General features: G+C 70.7%; 24 protein-coding genes, 1 tRNA gene and 1 pseudogene. 17 read left to right on the top strand and 9 right to left on the bottom strand.

Translation table 11 applies throughout. The features are described from left to right. Window positions 1-8: 8 nt before the first annotated feature. The 5 genes from cmk to DJ70_RS00945 all read left to right on the top strand — a co-directional run bounded on the left by cmk (window position 9) and on the right by DJ70_RS00945 (window position 4,355). Window positions 9-587, top strand: coding sequence for a (d)CMP kinase (gene cmk, locus DJ70_RS00965; RefSeq protein ID WP_094529312.1), 579 nt, complete (start codon window positions 9-11; stop codon window positions 585-587). A 40-nt stretch (window positions 588-627) separates the two neighbouring features. Then, a complete protein-coding gene (locus tag DJ70_RS00960) occupies window positions 628-1,629 on the top strand; it encodes an RNA-guided pseudouridylation complex pseudouridine synthase subunit Cbf5 (RefSeq protein WP_094529309.1) in 1,002 nt (333 codons plus the stop codon). Window positions 1,630-1,651: 22 nt separating this feature from the next. Continuing rightward, entirely contained in the window at window positions 1,652-2,827 is a 1,176-nt protein-coding gene (locus DJ70_RS00955) for a succinylglutamate desuccinylase/aspartoacylase family protein (RefSeq protein WP_094529306.1), read from the top strand. A 46-nt stretch (window positions 2,828-2,873) separates the two neighbouring features. Further along, window positions 2,874-2,944, top strand: a tRNA-Pro gene (locus tag DJ70_RS00950). Window positions 2,945-3,308: 364 nt separating this feature from the next. Next, complete coding sequence (locus tag DJ70_RS00945; protein ID WP_094529303.1) at window positions 3,309-4,355, top strand: AI-2E family transporter; 1,047 nt, start codon at window positions 3,309-3,311, stop codon at window positions 4,353-4,355. Between the two features lie 17 nt (window positions 4,356-4,372). Here DJ70_RS00945 and DJ70_RS00940 read toward each other — a convergent pair whose 3' ends face one another. Further along, complete coding sequence (locus DJ70_RS00940; protein ID WP_094529300.1) at window positions 4,373-5,767, bottom strand: NAD(P)/FAD-dependent oxidoreductase; 1,395 nt, start codon at window positions 5,765-5,767, stop codon at window positions 4,373-4,375. Window positions 5,768-5,995: 228 nt separating this feature from the next. On the opposite strand from DJ70_RS00940, the gene DJ70_RS00935 reads away from it, so the two are divergent. Both DJ70_RS00935 and radB read left to right on the top strand, forming a co-directional pair. Continuing rightward, window positions 5,996-7,351 carry a sodium-dependent transporter gene (locus DJ70_RS00935; RefSeq protein WP_094529297.1) on the top strand — a complete coding sequence of 452 codons (1,356 nt, stop codon included), beginning with the start codon at window positions 5,996-5,998 and terminating at the stop codon, window positions 7,349-7,351. A gap of 84 nt (window positions 7,352-7,435) precedes the next feature. Further along, window positions 7,436-8,146: a DNA repair and recombination protein RadB gene (gene radB, locus DJ70_RS00930; RefSeq protein WP_094529293.1), complete on the top strand. Its 711-nt coding sequence runs from the start codon at window positions 7,436-7,438 to the stop codon at window positions 8,144-8,146. Between the two features lie 102 nt (window positions 8,147-8,248). On the opposite strand, the gene DJ70_RS00925 is transcribed toward radB, so the two are convergent. Next, complete coding sequence (locus DJ70_RS00925; RefSeq protein WP_094529290.1) at window positions 8,249-9,388, bottom strand: CBS domain-containing protein; 1,140 nt, start codon at window positions 9,386-9,388, stop codon at window positions 8,249-8,251. 141 nt (window positions 9,389-9,529) lie between these two features. Between DJ70_RS00925 and DJ70_RS00920 the strand changes: the two genes are divergently transcribed. From DJ70_RS00920 to DJ70_RS00910, 3 genes are all read left to right on the top strand, one after another. Beyond that, complete coding sequence (locus DJ70_RS00920) at window positions 9,530-10,204, top strand: HAD family hydrolase (RefSeq protein WP_094529287.1); 675 nt, start codon at window positions 9,530-9,532, stop codon at window positions 10,202-10,204. 109 nt (window positions 10,205-10,313) lie between these two features. Next, complete coding sequence (locus DJ70_RS00915; protein ID WP_094529284.1) at window positions 10,314-11,084, top strand: aldo/keto reductase; 771 nt, start codon at window positions 10,314-10,316, stop codon at window positions 11,082-11,084. Window positions 11,085-11,219: 135 nt separating this feature from the next. Continuing rightward, entirely contained in the window at window positions 11,220-12,113 is an 894-nt protein-coding gene (locus DJ70_RS00910) for a bifunctional methylenetetrahydrofolate dehydrogenase/methenyltetrahydrofolate cyclohydrolase (RefSeq protein ID WP_094529280.1), read from the top strand. Window positions 12,114-12,133: 20 nt separating this feature from the next. Here the strand turns inward: DJ70_RS00910 and DJ70_RS00905 are convergent, their stop codons facing one another. Beyond that, window positions 12,134-13,525, bottom strand: a complete 1,392-nt coding sequence (locus tag DJ70_RS00905) for a bifunctional metallophosphatase/5'-nucleotidase (protein ID WP_094529277.1) — start codon at window positions 13,523-13,525, stop codon at window positions 12,134-12,136. Window positions 13,526-13,833: 308 nt separating this feature from the next. Here DJ70_RS00905 and rpl7ae point away from each other — a divergent pair, with 308 nt between their 5' ends. From rpl7ae to ndk, 4 genes are read left to right on the top strand one after another with little or no spacing between them, the layout of a single operon-like run. Further along, window positions 13,834-14,196 (top strand): 50S ribosomal protein L7Ae, encoded by a 363-nt coding sequence (gene rpl7ae / locus DJ70_RS00900; RefSeq protein ID WP_094529274.1) that lies wholly within the window; start codon window positions 13,834-13,836, stop codon window positions 14,194-14,196. A 6-nt stretch (window positions 14,197-14,202) separates the two neighbouring features. After that, a complete protein-coding gene (locus DJ70_RS00895) occupies window positions 14,203-14,427 on the top strand; it encodes a 30S ribosomal protein S28e (RefSeq protein WP_066417357.1) in 225 nt (74 codons plus the stop codon). Window positions 14,428-14,430: 3 nt separating this feature from the next. Then, window positions 14,431-14,622 carry a 50S ribosomal protein L24e gene (locus DJ70_RS00890; protein WP_094529271.1) on the top strand — a complete coding sequence of 64 codons (192 nt, stop codon included), beginning with the start codon at window positions 14,431-14,433 and terminating at the stop codon, window positions 14,620-14,622. Next, window positions 14,619-15,098: a nucleoside-diphosphate kinase gene (ndk, locus tag DJ70_RS00885; protein ID WP_094529268.1), complete on the top strand. Its 480-nt coding sequence runs from the start codon at window positions 14,619-14,621 to the stop codon at window positions 15,096-15,098. Before DJ70_RS00890 ends, ndk begins: the two co-directional genes overlap by 4 nt. 191 nt (window positions 15,099-15,289) lie before the next feature. Here the strand turns inward: ndk and DJ70_RS00880 are convergent, their stop codons facing one another. From DJ70_RS00880 to DJ70_RS17905, 5 genes are all read right to left on the bottom strand, one after another. Further along, window positions 15,290-16,612, bottom strand: a complete 1,323-nt coding sequence (locus DJ70_RS00880) for an outer membrane protein assembly factor BamB family protein (protein WP_094529265.1) — start codon at window positions 16,610-16,612, stop codon at window positions 15,290-15,292. Between the two features lie 175 nt (window positions 16,613-16,787). After that, complete coding sequence (locus tag DJ70_RS00875; protein WP_094529261.1) at window positions 16,788-19,283, bottom strand: DUF2309 domain-containing protein; 2,496 nt, start codon at window positions 19,281-19,283, stop codon at window positions 16,788-16,790. Further along, entirely contained in the window at window positions 19,273-20,757 is a 1,485-nt protein-coding gene (locus DJ70_RS00870; RefSeq protein ID WP_094529258.1) for a proton-conducting transporter transmembrane domain-containing protein, read from the bottom strand. The genes DJ70_RS00875 and DJ70_RS00870 overlap by 11 nt, the downstream gene beginning before the upstream one ends. A 260-nt stretch (window positions 20,758-21,017) precedes the next feature. Next, entirely contained in the window at window positions 21,018-21,503 is a 486-nt protein-coding gene (locus tag DJ70_RS00865; RefSeq protein WP_094529255.1) for an Lrp/AsnC family transcriptional regulator, read from the bottom strand. Window positions 21,504-21,599: 96 nt separating this feature from the next. Beyond that, window positions 21,600-21,725: a hypothetical protein gene (locus DJ70_RS17905; RefSeq protein WP_269799195.1), complete on the bottom strand. Its 126-nt coding sequence runs from the start codon at window positions 21,723-21,725 to the stop codon at window positions 21,600-21,602. On the opposite strand from DJ70_RS17905, the gene DJ70_RS00860 reads away from it, so the two are divergent. The 3 genes from DJ70_RS00860 to DJ70_RS00850 all read left to right on the top strand — a co-directional run bounded on the left by DJ70_RS00860 (window position 21,724) and on the right by DJ70_RS00850 (window position 24,734). Next, window positions 21,724-22,374, top strand: coding sequence for an AAA family ATPase (locus tag DJ70_RS00860; protein ID WP_394338440.1), 651 nt, complete (start codon window positions 21,724-21,726; stop codon window positions 22,372-22,374). The two genes, DJ70_RS17905 and DJ70_RS00860, sit on opposite strands and share 2 nt — an antisense overlap. Window positions 22,375-22,485: 111 nt before the next feature. After that, the gene (gene eif1A, locus DJ70_RS00855; protein WP_066417331.1) at window positions 22,486-22,770 is read left to right on the top strand and encodes a translation initiation factor eIF-1A; all 285 of its coding nucleotides are present in this window, start codon (window positions 22,486-22,488) and stop codon (window positions 22,768-22,770) included. Window positions 22,771-22,892: 122 nt separating this feature from the next. Then, window positions 22,893-24,734, top strand: a complete 1,842-nt coding sequence (locus tag DJ70_RS00850; RefSeq protein WP_094529249.1) for an SLC13 family permease — start codon at window positions 22,893-22,895, stop codon at window positions 24,732-24,734. 50 nt (window positions 24,735-24,784) lie between these two features. On the opposite strand, the pseudogene DJ70_RS17125 reads toward DJ70_RS00850, so the two are convergent. Continuing rightward, window positions 24,785-25,004 (bottom strand): annotated as a pseudogene (locus DJ70_RS17125) (hypothetical protein); the annotation flags it as partial.

Below are 25,004 nucleotides of genomic sequence, written 5' to 3'. Positions count from 1 at the left end.
GGGTGGATATGTTGATCACCGTCTCCGGCCCGCCGGGAAGCGGGAAGAGCACGAACGCCGCGGGGCTCGCCGAGGCGCTCGGGCTCGATCACGTCTCCGGCGGCGACATCTTCCGGGAGATGGCCGCGGACCGCGGCATGACGCCCGTCGAGTTCAACGAGCACGCCGAGGACGACGGCGACATCGACCGCGATCTCGACCGCCGGCTCCGCGAGATCGCGACGACCCGCGAGGCGGTCGTGCTCGAGTCCCGGCTGGCCGGGTGGCTCGCCGGCGACCACGCCGACCTGCGGTTCTGGTTCGACGCCCCCGTCGCGGTCCGCGCCGAGCGGATCGCCGACCGGGAGGACAAGCCCGTCTCGCAGGCGCGCGAGGAGACGCTCCGCCGGGAGGCCTCGGAGCGGAAGCGGTACCTGGAGTACTACGACGTCGACATCGACGACCTGTCCATCTACGACGCCGCCTTCAACACCGCCCGCTGGGGACCCGACCGGTTCCTCGACGCGCTCGTCGCCACGGTCGAGGCGTACGACCCCGACGACGACGAGGGGAAGGTCCCGATCGAGGGCGTCTCCTACGACTTCTGAACTGCCGCCGAACCCGGATCCACCACACACGGACACGAACATGACCGACGATACCGACGCCGGATCCACCAACGCCGACGCCGCGAGCGACGACCCGCTCCGCGCCCCGCCCGGCGAGCGGTCGGTCCCGGAGCTGCTCCGGTTCGGCGTCGTCAACGTCGACAAGCCGGCCGGCCCCTCCTCGCATCAACTCTCCGCGTGGGTGCGCGACGCGATCAACGACACGCTCGCGGACCTCGACCCCGACGGCCCGCGGATCGACGGCGTCGCCCACGCGGGCACGCTCGACCCCAAGGTCACCGGCTGTCTCCCGACGCTCACCGGCACCGCGACCCGGATGGCGCAGGTGTTCCTCGAGGGCAGAAAGGAGTACGTCTCCGTGCTGGAGCTCCACGGTCCCGCGCCCGCGGACTTCCGGGAGGTCGCCGCGGAGTTCGAGGCCGAGATCTACCAGAAGCCGCCCCGGAAGAGCGCGGTCACCCGCCGGCTGCGGACCCGGACGGTCCACGACCTCGACGTCCTCGAACTCGAGGAGCGGCGCGCCCTGCTCCGGATCGGCTGTGCGTCGGGGACGTACGTCCGGAAGCTGTGTCACGACCTCGGGCTCGCCGCCGGCGTCGGCGCGCACATGGGCCACCTCCGGCGGACCGCCACGGACCCGTTCGACGACACGGACCTCCACACGCTCCAGGACCTCGTCGACGCGCTCGCGTGGGCCGAGGAGGGGGACGACGACCTCCTCCGCGAGGTGGTCCGCCCCGCCGAGGACGCGCTGTCTCACCTCCCCTCGGTGACGGTCGCGCCCTCCGCGGCGCGCAACGTCGCCACCGGCGCGCCCGTCTACGCGCCCGGCGTGATCGACAGCGACCTGGACGCCGCCGCTGCCGTGGACACGGCGACCGCGGCGAACCGAGGGGACCGGGACCCCCCGCTCGTCGCCTGTGTCACGCCGGACGGGTCGGCGGTCTGTCTCGGACGGTTCGTCGGCGATCCGGACGCCGAATCGGGGACGGTCGTCGCGCTCGAACGCGTTCTTTTATAGCCACGCGGGCGGGGATCCGGCCATGGAAGACGACCGAGATCGCCTCGAGCTCGGAAGCGCGAACGCCGCCCCCGGAACCGTCGACCGCGGCTGGCTCGACGTGGCGGACCTCCCGACCGGTACGCCCGAACGCCTCCCCGCTATCGTCGCCAACGGGGCCGAACCGGGCCCGACGCTCTGGCTGACCGGCGGCGTCCACGGCGACGAGGCGACCGGGATCGCGGTCGTCCTCGAGACGATGGGCGCGCTCGCCGGAGGGCCGGAAACGAGCGACGCCGGGACGCTCGCGTCGCTCGCCGGGGCGGTCGTCGCCGTCCCCGTCGTCTCGCCCGCGGGCCTCCGGCGGAACGCCAGGCACACCTACTACGACGACGAGGACCCGAACCGGCACTTCCCCGACGCCGACGCGGAGTCCGCGCGCCCGCCGAAACTCCAGGAGCGGATCGACGCGCGGCTCTACGGGGCGATCGTCGGCGAGACGGACGCGGGGTCGAACCCGGCCGACGCCGTCGCCGCGGACGCCCTGATCGACTGTCACACCGCGGGCGTCGACAGCGAGCCGTTCGCGATCCGCGACCGGGTGCTGTACGGCGACCGCCGGAGCGAGTCGGACGCGGAGGCGCTCGCGGCCGACCTCGAGTCCGTCGTCGACGCCTTCGGCTTCCCGACGCTGACCGAGTACCCGGCCGCGGAGTACGTCGAGGAGAACCTCCAGCGCTCGCTCGCGGGCGCGGTCCTCAACGAGGCCGGGATCCCGGCGTTCACGGCCGAACTCGGCTCCCACAGCGTCGTCGACGACCGCCTCGTCGCGGGCGGCGTCGCCGGCGCGGTCGCGGTCGCGGTCGAACTCGGGATGCTCGCCCCCGACGACGTGCCCGCCGGCGTCGGCACGCCGGCGGAGTACGTCGAGGACGCCCCCGTCGACTACCCGGTCCGGCGGTACCGGGGTCCGACCACCGACGTCTCGGGACTCGTCCGCCACCGCGTCGATGCGGGCGAGCCGATCGCCGAGGGCGACGTCCTCGCGGAGATCACCTCGGCGACGGGCGAGCGGCGGGGAGCCGTCGAAGCCGACCACGACGGGTACGTGATCGCACGATGTGAGGGGCTGGCCGTCTACGAGGGCGACCCGGTCGCGAGCCTGGCGGTGCGCGACGACGGCGACCTCGTCGTCCCCCGCGCGGACGGCGACGACTGAAACGAAGTCCTTAATTACGGGACGGCCGTTCCTCCGAGTGCGACCCGGGACCGTGGGGTAGTGGTATCCTCTGCGGATGGGGTCCGTAGGACCTGAGTTCGACTCTCAGCGGTCCCATCAAAAATTTTTACTAGTCTCCATTGTCAAGAGTTTCAGTACTCTCTAGCGTCCGAAAACGGCATTCGGGGGGAGGGGTGCGCCATGAACCGCCAGATCGGCGGTTCCGACGACGCCGGCACCTGCCGGCACTGCGGCCGTCACGTATCAGATCGCTTTCAGTCCGTGTTCGGTAACCGGGACGGCGCTCGCATACCTCACCGAAGACGGAGTGAACGTCCACGAGAAACGCGATGCGTACGACCCTGCGCCGGTTCAGAACACGGGAACGCGTCATCCGAGACACCGCACGGATTTATACGGTCTCACGCTAGTCACGGACACACCGCATGCCCGAACGAACTCGCCGGGGCCCCGCGTCGCGATGAACGACGGCACGCCGGGCTGGCCGTCATCGCTCAACGGGCTGTCGGTTCTGGCGCTCGCCAGCGCCGTCTTCGCCGTCGTCCTGATCGCCACGTACCTCCAGTACGTGCTGCTCGCGGTCGTCATCGCGTACGTGCTCGCGCCGCTCCAGCGACGGGCCGAGGAGCACGTACGGCCGGACGTCGCCGCGGTGTCGGTGATCGGCGGGTCGATCCTCGTGGTGTTCATCCCGCTGGCGTACGTCCTCACCGTGGCGCTCCGGCAGGGCCTCGCGCTCCTCGCCGCCCTCCGCCGCGGCGAGCTGCGCCAGTTCGTGGTCGAGGAGATCGAGCTCTTCGGGTACGTCATCGACGTCGACGTCCTCTACGCGACCTACCAGGAGCCGATCAGCGCCGCGATACAGCGGCTCGCGAGCTGGGGGCTGGGGCTGCTCCGCGGGCTTCCGGACCTGACCGTGGGGCTGTCGGTGACGCTCTTCGTCCTCTTCGCGCTGTTGCGCGACGGCGACCGGCTGGCCGAGTGGGCGTTGGCCGTCGCGCCGATCTCCGACCGCGTCCAGCGGGACCTGATGGCGGAGCTCGACGACCTGATGTGGGCCTCGGTCGTCGGCAACGTCATCGTCGCCGGGATCCAGGCGCTGCTTCTCGGCGTCGGGCTGTTCCTCCTCGGCGTGCCGGGCGTCACGTTCCTCACCGTGGCCGCGTTCGTGCTCACGCTGCTCCCGCTCGTCGGCTCCTTCGGCGTCTGGGTTCCGCTGTCGGTGTACCTCCTCGCGCGCGGGCGGACCACCGCGGCCGTCCTGCTGTTCGTCTTCGGCGTCCTCGTCAGCCTCTCGGACACGTACCTCCGGCCCGCCGTGATCAACCGCGCCGGCGCGATCAACGTCGCGATCATCGTCGTGGGGATCTTCGGCGGGATCGTGCTCTTCGGCGGGGTGGGCCTCTTCGTCGGGCCGGTCGCGCTCGGCGGGGCGAAGGTGGTCCTCGATCTGTACGCACGCGAGCGGGCGGCCGAGGCGACGACGATCGACCGCGGAACCGAGTGAGAGCGGAGGAGGACGGCTCAGTAGACGTACTCGTCCTCCGAGATGGTCACGTAGTCACGCTTCGTCTTCCGTTTGTTCCACTTGTACCCGAGCACGAGCTTCAGCGACTCCCAGCCCGATCGGTACGGCTGTGCGAGCAGTCCGTCGCCCGCCTCCGCGGCGAGCATCGCGTCCGCCGCGCCGATGATCCGGTCCCAGTCGTCCGGCGTGTAGTCGGCGACCATGTCCGCCATCGTGACGTTCCGGACGATCTCGTCGCCGATGGCCTCCTTCCAGCGCCGGTTGTACGGGGCCAGGTCGCCGTCGGCCGCCAGCTCGCCCGCGATCGCGCCGGTGCGGACGGCGACGTGGTCGCCGCCCTCGTGGAACGCCGAGGTGGTCCCCATCGCGCCGCCGGCGACGGCGATCCCCGCCTCGGTCGGCGAGTCGATCGGCCGCGTCGAGGAGATCGGGTACGTCTCCGTCCCGTCGCGTTTCCCCGCGTCGTCGACGATCGGGAACGCCTCCTCGACGTCGTACTCGTCGCCGTACTGCCACTCCAGCAGCCGCCGGACGTACTCCGCGCCGCTCGGGATCGAGTCGTCGTCCGCCGAGAGCAGCTCGTAGGCGTCGGCGTCGAAGTCGTCGATGTCCATCCCGATCGGCATCGTGAGGCCGATCCGACAGACGCGGTCCTGGTTGGGGAAGATCCACGGGTACGCGGTCTCGCCGGGCATCACGCCCCACCAGAAGACGATCGCGTCGTTCACCGCCTCGTACACCGCCTCGGGCACCCGGCGGTACTCCTGGTAGGCGATGTGGTTGGCCTCCGGCGGGGCGAGCCGGTCGGAGCCACCCTGGCCAGTCGGCAGGTACTCGTCGAGCATCCGGTTGGTCACCGTCCGTTGCGGTCCGTCCGCGAGCACGACGAAGTCGGCCCCGACGTCGTCGCCGTCGGCCAGTCGCAGGACGTGTCGCGGACCCGCGCCGGCGTCGCTCGCGCCCGCGTCCAAGTCGGTGTCGACGCCCCGGACCGAGACGCCCGTCCGGTACTCCGCGCCGGCGTCCTCGGCGCGATCGCGGAGCCAGTCGTCGAATCGGGCGCGGTGGAAGGTGTACCCGAACCGGTCGTAGGAGGACTCGATCCCGGTGTCGAACAGGGTCGCGGCCGTGGAGGGGCCCCGGAACTCCGCTCGGTTCAGCTCTCGCTGGACGACGCCGTCGTCGAACTCGTCGGGGTGGATCCCCATGATGTCGACCCAGTAGTCCAGGATCCCGGCGGCGTCGGTGGAGTCGGGTCCGAGCCCCTCGCGGTCGGCTCGCGGTACGCCCTTCTCCAACACGAGGGCGTCCGCGCCGCCGCTCGCGGCCGCGTGCGCCGCGGACGAACCGGCAGGGCCCCCGCCAACGATCGCGACGTCTACGCGTTCCATACCCTGTGAGGTCGACCTCACGGCATTAAATTCACGGTCGCAGCCGGGATCCGAGCGCCCCGCGCGGGTCGACCCGCTCCGCGGCCGAGCCGGGGGCTCCCGAGCGTTCCCGCGTCGATCCGGCTCGGCCGCGCGCCGGTCGAAAACGATCGTTCATCCAGTTTCACCGTCAATTCTCGGCGTCGGAAAGACACCCTTTTAGTCGCCAGCCGGATCCGTCCGACAACGATGGTACGCGAGACGTGGGCGACGCGAATGGGATTCATCCTGGCGGCGGTCGGGAGCGCGGTGGGGCTCGGGAACATCTGGCGGTTCCCCTTCATCACCGGCCAGGAGGGCGGGGGGGCGTTCCTGCTCCTCTACCTGCTTTTCGTCGTGGGGATCGGCTTTCCGGCGATCCTCGTCGAGTTCGTGATCGGCCGGTATACGGAACTGAACCCCGTCGGCGCGATACGCGAACTCGGGAGCGGGGCGTGGAACTACCTCGGCTGGCTGTTCGTCGTCACCGGCTTCGTCACCCTCTCGTACTACAGCGTCGTCGCCGGCTGGTTCCTCCGCTACACCCTCATCGGGGTCACCGACGGCTACGCGCTCGCCGGTCCCGAGGAGGCGAGCGCGCTGTACGGCTCGGTCACCACCGGACTCGACTCCCTCCTGTTTCACGCCGTGTTCATGGCGCTCGTCATCGGGATCATCGCCGCCGGCGTACGGCGGGGGATCGAGGTCGGCGTGAAGGTGATGGTGCCGGCGATCATCGTGGTGCTCGTCGGGCTCGCGGCGTACGCCTCCACGCTGGACGCCGCGGGAACGGCGTACGCGTACTACCTCACGCCGGACTTCGGCTACCTCGCCGCGAACTGGACGAGCATCCTGCCGGCCGCCGCCGGGCAGGCCTTCTTCACGCTCTCGCTCGGGATGGGCGTGATGATCACCTACGCCTCCTACCTCGGCGAGGACCGGAACCTCGCGACCGACGCGGGCATCATCGCCGCGCTCGACACGCTCATCGCCGTGATCGTCGGCTTCGTCGTCTTCCCGTTCCTCTTCGCGGCCGGGATCGAGCCCGGCGGCCCCGGCCCCAGCGCGATCTTCGTGAGCCTGACGTCCGCGTTCACGGGGATCCCCGGCGGCCGGATCATCGGGATCGTCTTCTTCGCGATGGTCGGTATCGCGGCGCTCTCCTCGGCGATCAGCATCCTCGAAGTGCTCGTCTCGTACCTGATCGACGAGTTCGACGTCGCGCGCGTTCCCGCGTCGGTCGCCATCGGCGTCGCCGTCTTCCTGCTCGGCGTCCCGGTGACGATCGACCTGATCTTCCTCGGGTTGTACGACAACCTGGCGGGCGGCGTCCTGCTCGTGTTGGGATCGTTGCTGCTCGCGCTGTTCGTCGGCTGGGTGATCCCCGACGTCGCCCGCGACGAACTCGAGAGGGGGATCGGCAGTCTCGGCGGGCTCGGGACCGCCTGGGTCTGGATCGTCCGGGTCCCGATCGTGATCGTCGTCCTCGTCTCGCTGTACCTGGGGGTCGTCGGCTACGCCGACTTCCTGACCGGCGGGTTCGCCGAGTGGCTGGCGGCGCGGTAGGCCGCGTCGACGGTCCGGTCGCGACGCCGCCGGACGTCCCGCCGTACCGACCGCTTAAAGACCAACGGGGCTGAAGGACCGCCAGTGAGCGATCCGATCCCGACCGGCTGTGAGCCGGTCGACGACCTGCTTGGCGGCGGGTTCGAACGCGGGGTGGTCACGCAGGTGTACGGCCCGCCCGCCGCGGGCAAGACCAACCTCGCGCTCGCCGCGGCCATCGAGGTCGCGGCCGCCGGCGACCGGTCGCTCTTCATCGACACCGAGGGGCTCTCGATCGACCGGTTCGAGCAGATGGCGGGCGCGCGGGTCGACCGGCCGGGCGTCGACGAGGGCGTCGAGGAGCTGGCCTCGCGGCTGGTGATCACCGAGGCGTACGACTTCGAGGACCAGCGCGAGGCCGTCCGCGACGCCGAGGAGCTCGCGGCGGAGGTCGATCTGGTGGTGGTTGACTCCGCGACCGGCTTCTACCGGCTCGAGCGCGCCGACGACACGGAGGGTGGCCAGTCGCTCCGGAAGGTCGCGAAACAGGTGACGCACCTCCTCTCGCTGGCGCGGCGCCACGACCTTGCGGTGGTGATCACGAACCAGGTGTTCACCGATCCGGAGAGCGATCGCGACCGCGCGCTCGGGGGGAACACGCTCAACCACTGGACCGGCGCGATCCTCCGCGTTGACCGCTTCCGCGGCGGGAACCGTCGAGCGACCCTGGAGAAACACCGCTCGAAGGCCGCCGGGGACTCCGCCACGTTCCGGATCGTCGAGGAGGGACTGGCGGCGGGCGCGACCGAGGACTGAGAGCGGGGAGGCCGGTTGCTCGCTCGAAGACGAACGAGAACTCGGAGAAAACGAGACGTCGAAGGGGCCGGAACGTCGGGTCGAGGGTCGCGTCGGGACCGCTCAGAGCTCGCCGAGCTTGCGGAGCAGCTGGCCGCGGTACTCCTCGTCGGCGTTGACGCCCTTGATCTCGAGGACGTTCCGCTCCAGCTTGTCGAGCGCCACGTGGAAGGCGTGTTCCGCGCCGTACCCCTCGCCGGAGCCGCCGACCTGGCCCTGGTCCGTTCGGAGCCGGATCTGACACTGGATGAGGGGGGTGCCGCGGAGCTTCTCCTTGTGCTGGTGGAGCCGGACGTGCGCGTGCATCACCTGCATCTGGGCGTACTTGTCCGCGACGCTCTCGATCGACTCGACGACGTGTTCTCGCGAGGTGCGATCGAGCAGGTCGACGTTCGTGATCTGGACGTCGAGCGAGTCCTCCTCGGTGAACGTGAGCGCGCGCAACACGTCGGTCTTGGTGACCATCCCCGCGACGGCCTCGACGTCCTCGGGGGTGACGACGAGCCCGGAGACGTCGTTGTCGAACATGCGGGAGACCGCCTCCTCAGCGGTCTCGTCGGCGGTCGCGGTCACGACCGGGCTCGACATGATGTCGTAGACGGGGAGATCGAGCATCCGGTCGATGTCGCCGGCGCGGTCGCCGCTACCCTGCCGCTCCTGGTCGCGAACGACGAACTCGACGATGTCGTTCGTGGTGACGACGCCGGCGAGCATCCCGTCGTCGTCGAGGACCGGCAGTCTGGAGATCCCGTTCTCGCGGAGCCGGTTGATCGCGCGCCCCACGCTGTCCTTCTCGTTGATGCCGATCACGTCGGTCGTGACGATCTGATCGACCGTGATCGCGTCGAGGCTCTCTAAGACGGCCTCGAGGATCTGGTCGACGGTGACGATGCCGTAGAGCTTCTCGCCCTCGTAGACGGGCGCGATCTTCACGTCGCCCTCGACGAGGAGGCGGGCGGTCTCGCGGACGTCCTCCGTCCGTTTCACCGAGGGCGCGGGTTTGACGACGGCGGAGACCTTCGTGTCGTCCTCCATCCGCGAGCGCAGCAGCTGTTTCTCGCCGACGACCCCCGCGTACTCGCCGTCCTCGGTGACGACTATCCCCTTCGGGTTCTCGCGCTCGAAGATGGATCGGACCTTGGCGAGCCGCTCGTCGGCGTCGACCTCGACGTACTCCGGCACTGCGATATCAGCGATGTTCATGGTCCAATCGGAGGGTTGGACGCGCCGGGTATTGAAAGTACAGGGGTCGTCGCGGAGCGTGGGACGACGGCCCACGGAACACGGGAGCCGCCCGAACGTCCGACTGAAAGGCTTTTGACCGTTACTCCCCGAGAGCGTGGCGTGTACGACGCCGTCGTTCTCGATCACGACGGAGTGATCGTCGGTCGCACGCCGTTCGACACCCTCCGAGAGGCCGCCTGGGAGGCCTTCGAGCGACTGGGCGTGACCGACCCCGACCTCGCTCACGTCGACGACGTCGCGGTCGGCGTCGACCCGGCGACCCTGACGAACATCTGTGACCGCTACGGGATCGACCCGGCCGAGTTCTGGCGCGTCCGCGACGAGACCGCCTCCGACGCGCAGATCGCCGCCTCGCGTGCCGGCCGCAAGACCCCGTACGAGGACGTCGGGGCGCTCGGCCACCTCGACGCCGCGCTCGGGGTCGTCTCCTCGAACCAGCAGGCCACCGTCGACGACCTCCTCGCGCACTTCGGGCTCGTCGACCGCTTCGACGTGGTCTACGGCCGCGAGCCCTCGATCGCCAGCCTCTCGCGGAAGAAGCCCTCCCCGTACTACCTCGAGCGGGCGCTCGCCGACTTGGACGTCTCGACCGCGCTGTTCGTCGGCGACAACGAGTCGGACGTCCGCGCGGCCGACAACGCAGGGATCGACTCCGCGTTCATCCGGCGGCCGCACCGCCGCTCGTTCGAACTCTCGGCGCAGCCGACCTACGAGATCGACGACCTCCACGACCTCGTGAGCCTCTGCGGCCGCTCGCCGATCGGGTCGCCGTGAGCGCGGCTTTGCGGGCATCGCGAGCGTCCACCGGCTCCCCGACCGCCCGGGTCGCGGCCCGGAGAGTCGTCGGTCGGGTGTTTATACGCCGACGGTCGCCACTCACGGTATGGACTCGACGCTCCCGCCGGTAGGGCTGGGGACGATGGGGATCGACGAGCCGGAGCCGATCGCGGCCGCCCTCGAGGTCGGCTACCGGCATCTCGACACCGCTCGGATCTACGGCAACGAGGGCGTCGTCGGCGCGGGACTCGCCGCGAGCGACGTCGATCGGGCGGCCGTGACGGTCGCGACGAAGCTCTGGGTCGACCGGCTCGCCGGCGACGACGTGGGTCCGGCCGCTCGCGAGAGCGCCGACCGCCTCGGCGTCGACCGTCTCGATCTGCTGTACGTCCACCGTCCCCGCGGCGCGTACGATCCCGATGCGACGCTTCCGGCGATGGACCGGCTCGTCGACGCCGGAGTCGTCGACGCCGTCGGCGTCTCGAACTTCGAGATCGACGACCTCGAGCGCGCCCGCGGGGTCCTCGACGCGCCGATCGCCGCCCACCAGACCGAACTCCACCCGTTACGGTACCGACCGGAGATCCTCGAACACGCCCGCGAGCACGGCTATTCCGTGGTCGCGTACTCGCCGCTCGCGGGCGGGCGGGTCGCCGAGGTCGACGCGGTCCGCGAGGTCGCGGAGCGCCACGGGACGACGCCGGAGGCGGTCGCGATCGCGTGGGCGACCGCGAAGGAGCCGGTCGTGGCGATCCCGAAGGCGTCGACGGAGCGACACCTCCGGGCGAACCTCGCGGCCGCGGACCTCGAGCTCGCACCCGAGGACGTCGCCGCGATCGACGCCGTCGAGCGGGAGGAGGAACTGTACCCGGAGTGAGCCTGTGCCGAATCGTGGTCGATGTGAGCCGTTGACCGCCCGGAGATCCATCCCCGTGGATAGATCCAGGGGCTCGATCGAATCGATCGACACGATCCCGGACGGCTTTTGTTCCTCCCGGCACCCCGTTCGGATATGACCGAGGTCATCGACGGCGAGACGGTGGCGGCCGACGTTCGATCCGACGTGGCCGATCGCGTGGAGACGCTCGCGGACGCGGGCGTGACTCCCGGACTGGCGACCGTGCTGATGAGCGACGACCCCGCGAGCGAGACGTACGTCTCGATGAAACAGCGCGACTGCGAGGAGGTCGGCATCGAGGGGATCCACGTCGACGTCGACGCCGACGCCCCCGCCGGGGAGCTGTTCGAGACCATCGACGACCTCAACGCCCGCGAGGACGTCCACGGGATCCTGGTTCAACTGCCCGTGCCCGACCACGTCGGGAAGCGCGAGGTGCTCCGGCGGATCGACCCCGAGAAGGACGTGGACGGGTTCCACCCCGAGAACGTCGGCCGCCTCGTCGCGGGCGACGCCCGCTACAAGCCCTGTACCCCCCACGGCGTACAGAAGCTGCTCGCCGCCTACGACGTCGAGACCGAGGGGGCCGACGCGGTCGTCGTCGGGCGCTCCGACATCGTCGGCAAGCCGATGGCGAACCTCCTGATCCAGAAGGCCCCGCAGGGGAACGCCACCGTGACCGTCTGTCACTCCCGCACCGAGGACCTGGAAGGGAAACTCGCCGGGGCCGATATCGTGGTCGCCGCCGCCGGCATCCCGGAGTTCGTCGACGGCTCGATGCTGAAGGCGGGCGCGACCGTGATCGACGTGGGGATAAACCGCGTCGAGACGGACACGGAGAAGGGGTACGAACTCGTCGGCGACGTCGACTACGAGTCGGCGAGGGAGGTCGCGGGCGCGATCACGCCCGTTCCCGGCGGCGTCGGGCCGATGACCCGCGCGATGCTCCTGTACAACACCGTGAAGGCGGCGGGTCGCCAGCACGACGTGGACGTGGACCTCGACTGACGGGCGTCGCGTCCCGGCCGTCACTCCTCCCGGTTCCGGATCTCGATCCGCCCCTCGATCTCGGGATCGATCCCGTGCTCGCGGGCGAAGGCGGCGAGCACCTCGTACTGGATGTCGGCCTCGCCGATCCGGTGACGCTCCTCCAGCGTCGGGTACTCGTGGTCGGAGTGGAGCAGGTACTCGGAGGTGGCAACAGTGTACCGGGCGTCGGGGTCGATCGGCTCGCCGCCGACGGTCGCCTCCACGACCTTCTCGTTGGCCGCGTCCCAGACCACCCGCGCGTTCGAGACGTGGCCGTGCCACCAGTCCTCCTCGCCGAAGTCGACGTCGGGGGCGGCCATCTCCCGGAGGATCGCCAGGAGTTCCTCCCCGTCGACCTCGGCCAGCACGACCGGCTCCTCGAAGGGGATGAGGCTGATGAGGTCGGCCTTCGTCACGTCGCCGGCCCAGGGGTCGCCCTGCCGGAGGCCGCCGGCGTTCGAGAGCCCCACGTCGGCGTCGTGGGCCCACCGGAACGCGTCGGCGACGAAGTTGCCGACGCGGCACTCCCCGCCGTGGACGACGTCGCTCGTTCGCTCGATCGGCTCCGCGACGCGGTCGACGACCTCGCCGAGGTCGGCCGCGCCCATCCGCTCGGCGAGCGCCCGCTCGAGTTCCGCGTGGGGGGCGACGCCGTCGGGTTCGTGGAGCGTCGCGGTGGCGGACACGTCGGGGTCGGCCGGGTCGCCGAGGTCGACCTCCGCGACCGCCTCGCCGTTCACGCCCGGCCGGACGAGGAGCGTCCCGTCGACGCGCTCGTTCCGCCGGCTGTGGACGTGGCCGCCGAGCACCGCGTCCACGTCGAGCTCGCGGGCGAGATCGTCGTCGCCGCCGCCGAGGTGCGAGAGGACGACGCGGTGGTCGACCGCCGGGCCCTCGCGTTCCAGGTCGGCGAGCGCCTCCCGCGCGGCCGCGACGGGGTCGTCGAAGGAGAGCGGCGCGGCCATCGGGTTGAGCGAGTCGGTCGCGGGGTCGGTGACGCCCACGAACCCCACGGTCGCGCCGTCGACGGCGCGGGTCGTCCACGGGACGACGCCCTCCGAGCGGCCGAAGAGCTCGCCGTCCTCGTCGCGGACGTTCGCGGAGACGAACTCCACCGGCGCGTCGTCGACGAGCCCGCGGAGCGCGTCGGGGCCGTAGTCGAACTCGTGGTTGCCGAAAGTGTCGAGGAGGGTGTCGGTGGCGGCGTAGAAGTCGATCGTCTGGCGGCCCTTCGCGACCAGCGAGAGGACGCCCGGCGCGGTGGTGTCGCCGGTGGCGACGACCGCGGCGTCGGGGGCGTCGAGGGCGCGGATCCGGCCGGCGAGCCGGGCCGCCCGCTCGGGGACGTCGAAGACGTTCTCGATGTCGGAGTAGTGGAGGAGACGAGCCATGCGTGGACGCCCCTCCGAGCGGCGCGGACAAAAACGATCGCAAGCGGACCCGACAGCGAGGGGTCGCGGTGGATCGGACCGATCGGGAGCGCGTCGGAGCGATCGGGAGCGAGTCAGCGATCGGGAACGACCGTGAGGATCCCCCCGTCACGCCCTCGCACGCGGTCCGAGCGCTTTGAAAGCGCTTTTATGCTGTCCAAGAGTACCCCGGAGTACACCCTCTGTGGGGTCGATGATGTGCCGTTCCGATAGGGACCGACCACGGGACGGACACGCGAGCCCACACGGAGGACATAGGTGAACAACACATGCCAGTTTACGTAGACTACGACACCCCGGCCGACCTCGCCGAGCGATCGCTCGAGGCGTTCGAGGTCGCCCGAGACACCGGTACCGTAAAGAAGGGAACGAACGAGACCACGAAGTCCGTCGAGCGCGGCAACGCGAAGCTCGTCCTCGTCGCCGAGGACGTCTCGCCCGAGGAGATCGTGATGCACCTCCCCGAGCTCGCCGAGGAGAAGGGGATCCCGGTCGTCTTCGTCGACACCCAGGACGAAGTCGGCCACGCCGCGGGCCTCGAGGTCGGCTCCGCCGCCGCCGCGGTCGTCGAGGCCGGCGACGCCGCCGACGACATCGAGGACATCGGCGAGAAGGTCGCGGAGCTCCGATAACCACCCATGAGCGCAGAAGAGGGAACCGGCGACTCGACCACCGCCGAGGTGATCGAGGTCGTCGGCAAGACCGGGATGCACGGCGAGGCCATGCAGGTCAAATGCCGCATCCAGGAGGGATCGAACCAGGGACGGATCATCACGCGAAACGTCCTGGGTCCCGTCCGGCTGGGCGACGTGCTCCAGTTGCGTGAGACCCAGCGTGACGCCGACGCCATCGGAGGCCGATAACCCATGGTCGAGACACGCACCTGTGATTACACCGGCGAGGAGATCGAGCCCGGCACGGGCACGATGTACGTAAGGACGAACGGACAGATCCTCCACTTCGTCGACTCGAAGGCGGAGAAGAACTACTTCCTCGGCCGCGAGGCGCGCGACCTCGAGTGGACCGAGGAGGGACGCGCCGCCGGAGGCGAGGAATGAGCCACCACGACGAGCGCACCTTCGTGATGGTCAAGCCCGACGGGGTCCAGCGCGGCCTCATCGGCGAGATCGTCTCCCGCTTCGAGGAGCGCGGACTGAAGCTCGTCGGCGGCAAGTTCATGCGGATCGACGAGGAGCTCGCCCACGAGCACTACGGCGAGCACGCCGACAAGCCGTTCTTCGACGGCCTCGTCGAGTTCATCACCTCCGGCCCCGTCTTCGCGATGGTCTGGGAGGGCGCGGACGCGACCCGGCAGGTCCGCGCGATGGTCGGCGAGACCGACCCCGCCGAGTCCGCGCCCGGCACGATCCGCGGCGACTTCGGGCTCGATCTGGGCCACAACGTGATCCACGCGTCGGACCACGAGGACGAGGGCGCGAACGAACGGGAGATCGACCTCTTCTTCGACGACGACGAGCTCGTCGACTACGCCCTCGACACCGCGGCGTGGGTGTACGAGGACGAGTCGCACTAACCGCCCGCGCCGTCTCGTCGACCGATATCGGTTTCCCGTCGAAACGACCCGACCACCGCCTAGCGGCCGCCTCGTTGGCACACCTCGTTTCCGGTGAAAACGGTCCGTCATCCCGCTTCCGTGTGTCGATCAACCGATCGTGAGGGTATAAGAACCACCCCGACGGGACGGACCCCGCCCGCCGGGGGCGGCTACGTCGACAGCGCCCGCACGACGCCGCGCCGGTCGACGACCAGTATCTCGTCGCTTCCGTCGTCGTCCACGTCGGCGAACAGCGGTCCCGCGTACACGACCGTCTCCGGGACGCTCCCCCGGAGGACCACCTCGCCGGTGGGCGTCAGTCCGAGCACCTCGCCCTCGCGGTTGACCGCGGCCGACTCGAACGCGTCGTCGCCGGTCGCCTCGCCGACGCCGGGCGCGTTCACGCGCGTCCGCCCGCCGTACTGCTGTTTCCAGACGACCTCGCCGTCGAGCAGGCTGACGGCCCAGATGCTTCCGACGCCGCCGACGAGGACGCGCCCGTCGTCGGCATCGCCGACCGCGACGGGGCGGTCCTGGAGGCCGACCTCGTACCGCGACGAGCCGTCCGCGACCTCCAGCGCCTCGAGGTTCCCGTTGGCCCCGCCGAGCGTCAGGACGGGTCCGCGGCGCGTCGTCGCGGCGTTCCAGTCCACCGCCGTCACCGTCGGCGTCCGCGTCCAGCGCGTCTCGCCCGACTCGCCGATGAAGTGGACGGTTCCCGGATCCGTTCCCGCCGTCGACACCGCGACGCCGCCGGGGATCCCGCCGTCGCGTCCGTCGGGGTCGGGGTCGGGTCCGACGACGAGCGGCCGCCGCTCGACCCGCCCGTCGACCGACGCCTCGAAGACCGGCTCGCCGTCGGCGTCGACGGCGAGCACGGAACCGTCCGCGGCGGCCGCGACGACGAGGGTCGACCCGTCGCCGGTCGGGTCGCCGATCGCCGGCACGACTCCGCCGGGGCCCCCGAGACCGACGGCGAACCGCTCGTCGCCGTCGGCGGCGTTCAACACGACCAGTCGCCCCGACGCGGTCGTCAGCGCGACCACCGGATCCCCGGCGAGCGTGCCGGTCGCGAGCCGGCTCACCCCGACCGGGTCGGTTCCGTTCTCGTCGTTCTCGCCGACCGTCCCGGCGGTATCGCCCGATGCGGCGGTATCGCCCGATGCGGCGGTATCGCCCGGTTCGGCGGTATCGCCCGGTTCGGCTGTCTCGTCCGATATCCGGGTCGTCCACGCTCGGCCCTCGCCGGGGGTCACCGCGCGCACGGCGCGGTCGCCGTCCTCGACGGTCGGCCGGACCACCCGCGTCTCGCCGTCGACGTCGACGGTCGCGGCCCCGGTGCCGTCGTCGCCGGCGGCCGGGTCGGACTCCCAGACGACCGTGGCTTCGGCGTTCGCGTCGTCGACGCCGACGAACGCGAACGTGGCGACGCCGACGCCGGTCGCGCCGCCGGCGAACAGGAACAGGATCGCGAACAGGACTCGACGGTCCATCACCGGCGGTTCGGCCGGCGACGGCATACGACTGTCGGATGCGATCCGACCTGCGCGGAACGGAACGGACCTGACCGGACCGGAACGGAACGGACCGGAGCGGACCTGACCGGACCGGAACGGAACGGACCGGAACGGACCTGACCGGGACGAGCCGCGGTCGGTCGGGCCGCGGTCAGTCGTCCGCGACCGCGGGAGCGGGCGAGGACGCCTCGGGAGGGTCGGAACGCTCCACCGCCGGCGTCCACTCGAGGTCCTCCTCGTAGCGGAACGCGCGGTGGTCCCTGGTCGGGTCGACGACCGTCAGCGAGAGCCAGTCGTTGTCGAGCAGTTCGGACAGCTTCCCGTGGTCGGCCAGCACGTCGGTGACGCGGTCGACCGGGGCGTGGACGATCGTCGAGAGCCGGAGGGGTTGGTGGTAGGGCTCGTCGTCCGCGGCCATCAGCGACTGGAGGGGGAGGCCGGTCATCAGATCGCCGCCGTTGCCCTGGTAGACGCCGACGTTGCCGACGGGGTTCTGCGTCACCTTCGAGCCGCTCCCGTACACGGCGTTGTCGACCGTCGAGAAGTAGTACTGGGCGTTTATCCACTGCGTGACGACCATCGGCCCGGTCAGGATCGCCTCGAGCGCCTCGCTGTCCGGATCGGTCGACCAGTCGTACGAGTGGAGGAAGGCCCGGCCGTCGAGGTCCAGCCCGGCGGTCAGCTCGCGCGGTCCGACCACGAACCCCGCGTTGCCGGCCAGTCCCCACTCGGGACGGGCCTCCGCCCAGTCGCCGGCGCGGCGCTCGGTCTCCTCGACCCCCGCGTCCCCGTCGGCCCCCATCGAGGCGACGCGCTCGGCGGTCGCGTGCTCGCGGGCTGTGGCGAGGTCCTCGCGCAGCCGGTCGAGGTCGGCGGCGTGGCTCTCCGGGACGTGGCCGTCGTACAGCTCCACCTCGTCGGTCGTGGTGTTGTGTTGGGCGGCGAGAAAGACGGCGTCCTCGGGGACGTCGAAGCCGCGCTCGCGGAGTCCGGCCCTGACGCGCTCATCGTTACAGACGGCCGCGAGCACCCGTGCGTTCGGACCGCCGGGGTTGCCGGCGCACGCGCCGCAGTCCAGGCTCGAGTCGTAGGGATTGTTGGTCGTCTCGCTGGCGTGCCCGGTGAAGACGACGAGCCGACCGAACGTCTCCCATCCCATCAGCTCGAAGGCGGTCGCGGCGTACTCGAGCTTCTCCTCGTGAGTCAGGCCGGTCGGGAGCGCGTTCCCGTCGGCGTGCTCGTGGTCGAGGGCCGGCTCGCAGAACTCGTGGTCGTCGGGCGCCGCGCCCGCGACGCCGTCGAGCAGGTCGCGGACGCGACCGGGGACGAACGTGCGGGCCGCGAGCGCCGCCCCGTATCCTCCGCCGGCGTTCTCGACGAAGCCGAAGGCGGTGGCGGGGTTGCCCTTCAGCGCCTCGACTATCCCGCCGGCGGTCTCCCGGAGGGTCGACCAGCGGTCGCGACTCGCTCTGGCGTCCTCGTCGGTGGGCGTCTCGGTGATGCGGTGTTGCGGGTCGAGGATCGGCGGACAGGCGTCGGTCGACACCTCGGATCCGTACCCCCGATACTCGATCGGCACGCCGAAGAAGCCCGCGTAGCCGTGGGTCTCGTACGCGCCGGTCGCCTCGAGGTGCCGCCGGATGACCTCCGACCGCGTGTCGATACAGAAGACCAGCTGTGCGTCCGGGCGATCGGCCGTGGGAGCGTCGGCCGCGGGAGCGTCGGCCGCGGGAGCGTCGGCCGCGGGAGCGTCGGCCGAGGCGCCGTCCGGGGCGGAGCCGTCGGCGGCGAGCGCCTCGCTCTCGGCCGCGACGTGCTCGACGACCTCGCCACGGTAGCTCGCCTCCCACGCGCGCAGGAACGCCTCCGCGATCTCGTCGCCCGTTTCGGTCCCCGTTTCGTCGGGCCCGGTCGAGGGTTCGAGGTCGACGCCGAACCCGTCCGCGAGCGCGAGACGGACGGCGAGGTACCCCTCGAGCGTGATCGGGAACGCCGACTGCCACTCGCCGTCGTCGTCGGCACGCCGCTTGATGAGGCCGGTCCAGCCGGGAAGCGCGGCGAACTGCTCCTCGAAGAGGGGAACCCACTGGCTCTCGGGATACGGCTCCAGCGCGGACTCGATGGCGGCGAGCGGCGACGCCGGCAGGTCGGCGACGACCCCGTCGTCGGGTATCCGTCCGTCGTGGGGCGCGACCGACCGGAAGGCGTCGTAGAACCCGTCCTCGCGGTCCGGCATCGGCCACTTCGCGCTGCCCTCGTCGAGGAACGCCGACAGCCACTTCGTCAGGACGCGGTCGACCCGCTCCGCGTCGGGATCGGCGGATCTCGCGTCGGGACCCGGACCGTCCGCCGCGTCCATGCGCTCGAGCAGGGCCTCGGGGCGCTCCTCCAGACCCTGCGCGACCAACTCGGCGTCGAGCACCTCACGGTCGATCCGCCCGTCCGCCAGGGCGGCCCGGAACGTCTCCGGACGCGGGTAGCCGCGGCCGCCGAAGAGGTCCGAGGCCTGCGCGACGGCCTCGTCGAACGACACGTCCTCGAAGCCCGCGAGCGGGTTGGCCGTCACGAACGAGTGGATCGGCCACACCGATCCGACGGTGGCCGCCGCCCGCTCGATGCCGTCCGCGACGACGCGGTCAGTGCTCATCGTACTCCCCCGTGCTGGTCAGCAGGGTGCCCGAAGCCGGCCGGCTCGCGTTCACCAGCGCGACGTAGAGACGCCGGCTGCGCTCGTGGAGTCCGGCCTCCACCGCGACGTAGGCGGCACCGAACGCGAGCGCGACGAGCACGTGGAGGGCGCTCAGTTCGGTCGGGGCCGCGACGACCGGCAGGCCGGACAGGACGCCGGAGACGGCCTCGTAGACGAGCGCGTAGACGGCGATGGCCGGGAGGAAGACGACCGGAACCGCGCCGTACCGGACCGTCGCCGGAAGCGAGGCGCGATCGACGGCGCCGCGGGCCGCGTGGAGCGTGGTGAACACGACGAACGCCACGAGGAGGAGCCCGCCGTCGACGCTCGTCCCCTTCCCGGTGAGCGCCGCGAACAGCGCGCCCCCGGCCAGTCCGGTCGCCAGGACGACGGCGACCCCCGTGACGCTCGTCTCGCGAGGCTCGCTTTCCGTCGGCGCGGTGCGTTCGATCCGGCCGCCCGCGCCGAGGAAGTGGTACGCCTTGTAGAAGCCGTGGAGGATCAGGTGGGTGACGGCGGCCCCGAAGAAGCCGAGCCCGGCCTGCATGATCATGAAGCCCATCTGTCCGACCGTCGAGCAGGCCAGTTCACCCTTGACGTCCGGCTGGACGGCCTTGAGCAGCTTTCCGAGGAGGGCGCTCGTCGCGCCGACGACCACGATGCCGAGCATGAGCGTCGCGTCGACGGTCACGACGGGGGCGAACCGGATCAGCAGGACGCCGCCCGCGTTGACGAAGCCGGCGTGCATCAGCGCCGAGGCGGGCGTCGGGGCGGTCATCGAGGAGAGCAGCCAGCCGTGGAAGGGGACGAGCGCGGACTGGATCATCGCCGCGAGCACGAGCGCGACCGCGGCGACGAGCCACGCCGGCCCGCCGAGACCGTCGGCGGCGGCGGCGATACCGGAGACCGTCGTCGCGCCGGTGGCGTGCCACAGCGTCGCCAGCGAGACGGCGAGGAGCGCGCTGCTCGCGAGGAAGGACCTGCGGGCGACGTTCGCGGCGACCCGTGCCTGCTTCCAGCCGTCCATCGTCCCGACGAGCCGCGCCATCACCAGGCCCATCGTCAGCCACGCGAGCCCGAACAGGACGACGTGGTCGGCGGCCACGAGCGTCATCACGGTCACGGTGAAGCCGAACACGCCGAGGAAGAAGGCCACCTCGTGAGCGCTGCCGGCCATGTACCGGCGCGAGTAGCTGTGAACGACGCCGCTGAAGAACGTGACGACGACCCACATCAGCGCGGTGAGACCGTCGATCCCGATCACGCCGGGGACATCCCAGGCGGCGTCGAGTCGGACTCGAGCGAACAGGACGACGACGCTCGCGGCGAACAGCGACCACACGAGCCACGTCAGTGCGACCGGCACGACCGGCGAGTCCGCCGTCGCGTCCGGGAGCGCTCCGACCGTCGGGTTCGAGGTGCGTCCTGACATCGTTCGATCCGTGGGACGACCGGTTCCGGCCGTCGGGCGGCCTGAATCCGGATCCGGTCGTTTTCCATCCCACTAGAGAACGATATGCCTAATAAGCCTGTCTATATTCACAATTCGTTCGAAAATCCCCGATCATAGAACGTTATAGTTATGGACGGTCGTGTGCCGAAGTCGTCAGGGGGGCGGCTCGCCCGCTCGGGCGCCGGGGGATCGGTCCCGCTCGGAGACCGATCCCGCTCGGAGGTCGGCGACGGTCGCTTTCAGGCGTCGTCGGTCGGCCGGTTCCCGGCGTCGAACTCGCCGAACGGGGTCGTCTCGTGGGTGCGAACGAGCACCTCGTCGGCGACCGTGAGGCCCATGTCGAGGAGCTTCTGTGCGACCGACGTGATGTCGCCGTCCGTCTCGCCGACGGCGGTCACGAGGAGGTTCTGTTCGCCGGTGACCAGTTCCTGGACCGAGACGACGCCGTCGATCGCCAGCACGTCGGGAATGAGGTCGCCGCGCTCCGGGATCGAGGCCGTACAGTAGAGCAACATGCGGAGCGGGTACCCCGACCGCTGGTAGTCGACGTTGGCGCTGTACCCCTTGATCACGCCGTCGGATTCGAGCCGCCGGATGCGCTTTCGAACGGTGCTGTCGGAGGTGTCGGCTCGCTCCGCGATGTCCCCGGACGACACGTTTCGAGCGTCCTCCTGAAGCGCGTACAGGATCGCCCTGTCCACGTCGTCTATCTCCCTGCTGGCCATACCGCCGTCTCCGGGGGTGAGACACTTTACTCTTTGACGTCGCCACCGGTCGCGGCCGGACGGCCACGGGGACGACCGCTGGGGCACGAGGCGGCCTCAGACCACGAGGCCGATCGCCTGGTACGCCAACCCGACGACGAAGACGGCGATCAACGCGATCGTCGCGACGACGACGATCGGCGAGAGCTGTTCCGTCTCCTGTTCGAAGGTGAGTCCGTCCATGGGGGAGGGGTCGCCCGGACGCGGTTTGAAGCCTTCGCTCGACGTGGCGGCGGGACCGCCGACGGCCGAGGGGAAGGTTCATGTGCGTCTCGACGGACCCTCCTCTCGAATGAGTCAGGCCGAGTCCGGGGCGGGAGCCCTCGTCGTCGTCTGCGGGCTGCCGGGCGTCGGGAAGACGACGGTCGCGGAGCGGGTGGCGGACCACGTCGACGCGCGGGTCCTCCGCACGGACGTGATCCGGAAAGAACTGTTCCCCGAGCCGACCTACGCCGAGGAGGAGACGGAGGCCGTGTACGAGGAGCTCCTCGACCGCGCCCGCGCTCGCGTGGCCGAGGGGGAGTCGGTCGTCCTCGACGCCACGTTCGCCGACGCGCGGTTCCGGGCGGCCGCGAGCGAGACCGCCGAGCGCGCGGCCGCCCGCTTCGCCCTCGTGAAAGTCGAGTGCGAGGAGTCCGTCGTCGAGGAGCGGATCCGCCGTCGCGACGGGATAAGCGACGCCGACTTCGACGTCCACCTCCACTTCAAGGAGACGTTCGACCGGATCGACGCGGACGACCACGCTCGCGGCACGAACGGCGACGTGGTCGTCGTCGACAACTCCGGCGACGAGGCGGAGACGCGCGCACAGGTCGACGTCGTCTTCGGGTGACCTCCCCGACGACCCCGTTCAGTGTCAGAGTCCCTCGTGGCACGGATTCCCATGGTTCTCGCGCGCTCGCGTCTCCCACCACTTATACGGGCGTGCCTCCTACCGAACGGCGTGAGCGAAGAATCCGGGCGTCGGAACCTCCGAATGCCCTCAGACGACGAAGTGTTCGCCGTGGTGACCGAGCACCTCGGCGGCAACCACGTCCGCCTCCGGTGTGTGGACGGCAAGGAACGGCTGGGTCGGATCCCCGGCCGAATGAAGTATCGCACGTGGATCAACGAGGGCGACGTCGTCCTCGCGGAGCCGTGGTCCTGGCAGGACGAGAAGGCCAACGTCGAGTGGCGCTACACCGACGACCAGGCCGACCAGCTCCGCCGTGAAGGCCACATCGAGTAGTACGACGCGTCGCTTCTCCGAGTCACACGCCGACGGCCGAGCGACGGCCATCTCCGACGACCGATCGGCAGTCACGTCCGGCGTGACCGAAACGATATACCGTCGCTCCGAGTGGATCGGCCATGGTTCTCGCCGGCGTTCCGACGGCCCCGCTCGTCGTCTTCGCGCTGATCGGCGTCGCGCTGGGGCTGTTCGTCTCCGAGGTCATCCCCAACGACGTCACCGCGATCGGGATCGTCGTCGCCCTCGCGGCGCTGGAGCCGTGGACGGGGGTCGACGCGCGCGCGGCCATCTCCGGGTTCGCGAACGCCGCGACGGTGACCATCGTGGCGATGTACATGCTGAGCGCCGGGATCCAGCGGACGGGGCTGGTCCAGCGGCTCGGGGTCCACCTCGCGCGGCTCACCCGCGGCAGCGAGACGCGCGCGCTGGCGGCGACGGTCGGGACCACCGGCCCGATCGCGGGAGTCATCAACAACACCCCGGTCGTTGCGGTGTTCATCCCGATGATCACCGACCTGGCGCGCGAGACCGGCATCTCGCCCTCGAAGCTCCTCTTGCCGCTCTCGTACGCCGCGATCCTCGGCGGCACGCTGACGCTCGTCGGCACCTCGACGAACCTGCTGGCGAGCGAGTTCGCCGCCACGCTGCTCGACCGGGGGCCGATCGGGATGTTCGAGTTCACCGCGCTCGGCGCGGTCGTGCTCGTCGTCGGCCTCGCGTACCTGATGACCGTCGGCCGGTGGCTCACCCCGGCGCGGATCCCCGCCGACGCCGACCTCGTCGAGGAGTTCGAGCTCGGAGACTTCCTCGCGGAACTGGCGGTCGCCCCGGACTCGTCGCTCGTCGACCATCCCATCGAGGGGCTCGACGACCGGACCGCGGCGGCGGTGACCCCCCTCCAGGTCCGACGGGACGGGGAGACGTTCCTCGCCGCCGGGACCGACCAGCGGTTCCGCGCCGGCGACGTCGTCGTCGTCAACGGCCCGCGAACCGCGGTGAACCGGGTACGCCGGCGGTTCGGGCTGCGCCGCGTCGGCCCCGACGGGATCTCCGAGGAGTCGTTCACGGGCGGGGACTCGTCCCACCGACTCGGGAAGGCCGTGGTTCCGGAGTCGTCCAAGTTTCGCGGCGAGACGCTCTCCGAGTCCCGGCTGGAGGCGTTCCACGGGATGACGGTGCTCGCGATCCGCCGGGGAAGCGACCTGATCCGGACCGACCTCGAGTCGGTCCCGCTGGAGGCCGGCGACCTGCTCCTGGTCCAGACCACGCCGGAGTCGGTCGAGTACTTCGCCGAGGGCGACGACCTCCTCGTGATCCCCGAGGACCCGCTCGACCGGCTCGAGGAGGGGGCGGGGACGGCCGCTCCGCTCTCCTCCGAGACGCCCGTCGCCGTCGCGATCATGGTCGCCGTGGTCGGGCTGGCCGCCCTCGACGCCCTCCCGATCGTGATCGCCGCGCTCGGCGGGGTGTTCGCGATGGTCGTCACGGGCTGTCTCTCCTCCGCGGACGCCTACGACGCGGTCTCGTGGAACGTCGTCTTCCTCCTGGCCGGCGTGATCCCGCTCGGGCTCGCGATGGAGGCGACCGGCGGGGCCGCGCTGCTCGCGGAGGCGCTCGTCGCGACCGGCGCCGTCCTCCCGATCGTGGCCGTGTTGTTCCTGTGTTATCTCGTCACGGGACTGCTCGCGAACGTGATCACGCCGGTGGCGACGGTCGTGTTGATGATCCCGATCGCCGTCGACGCGGCGGCGAGACTCGACGCCAGCGGGTTCACCTTCCTCCTCGCCGTGACCTTCGCGTCCGCCACCTCGTTCATGACTCCGGTGGGGTATCAGACGAACCTGATGGTGTACGGCCCCGGCGGCTACGAGTTCACGGACTTCCTGCGCGTCGGCGGACCGCTCCAGCTCCTGCTCTCCGTCGTGACGACGCTCGGGATCGTCGCGCTCTGGGGTATCTGAGCCGGCCGGGAGCCCGGCGGTCGCGACACTGGGCCCGTTCGGCGCGCGACTCACGCGAACAACACGACGATCAGCGCGATGAAGAGCAGCTCGCCGCCGACGAGCAGGACCGCGATCACCCAGTCGCGGTACTCGCGGACCCACTCGACGGTCGCCGACGCCGTCGATCGGACGGTTCGACGGGGTGACGAGCCGGAGTCCGCGGCGGCGTCGCTTCCGGTCCCGGTGCCTTCGGGCCGATCGGACGACCGGCGCACGCGCCACCCGCTC

Source organism: Halorubrum halodurans, from assembly GCF_002252985.1.
In the GTDB taxonomy this organism is placed as follows: domain Archaea; phylum Halobacteriota; class Halobacteria; order Halobacteriales; family Haloferacaceae; genus Halorubrum; species Halorubrum halodurans.
This window is presented reverse-complemented; position numbering and strand designations above follow the sequence as displayed.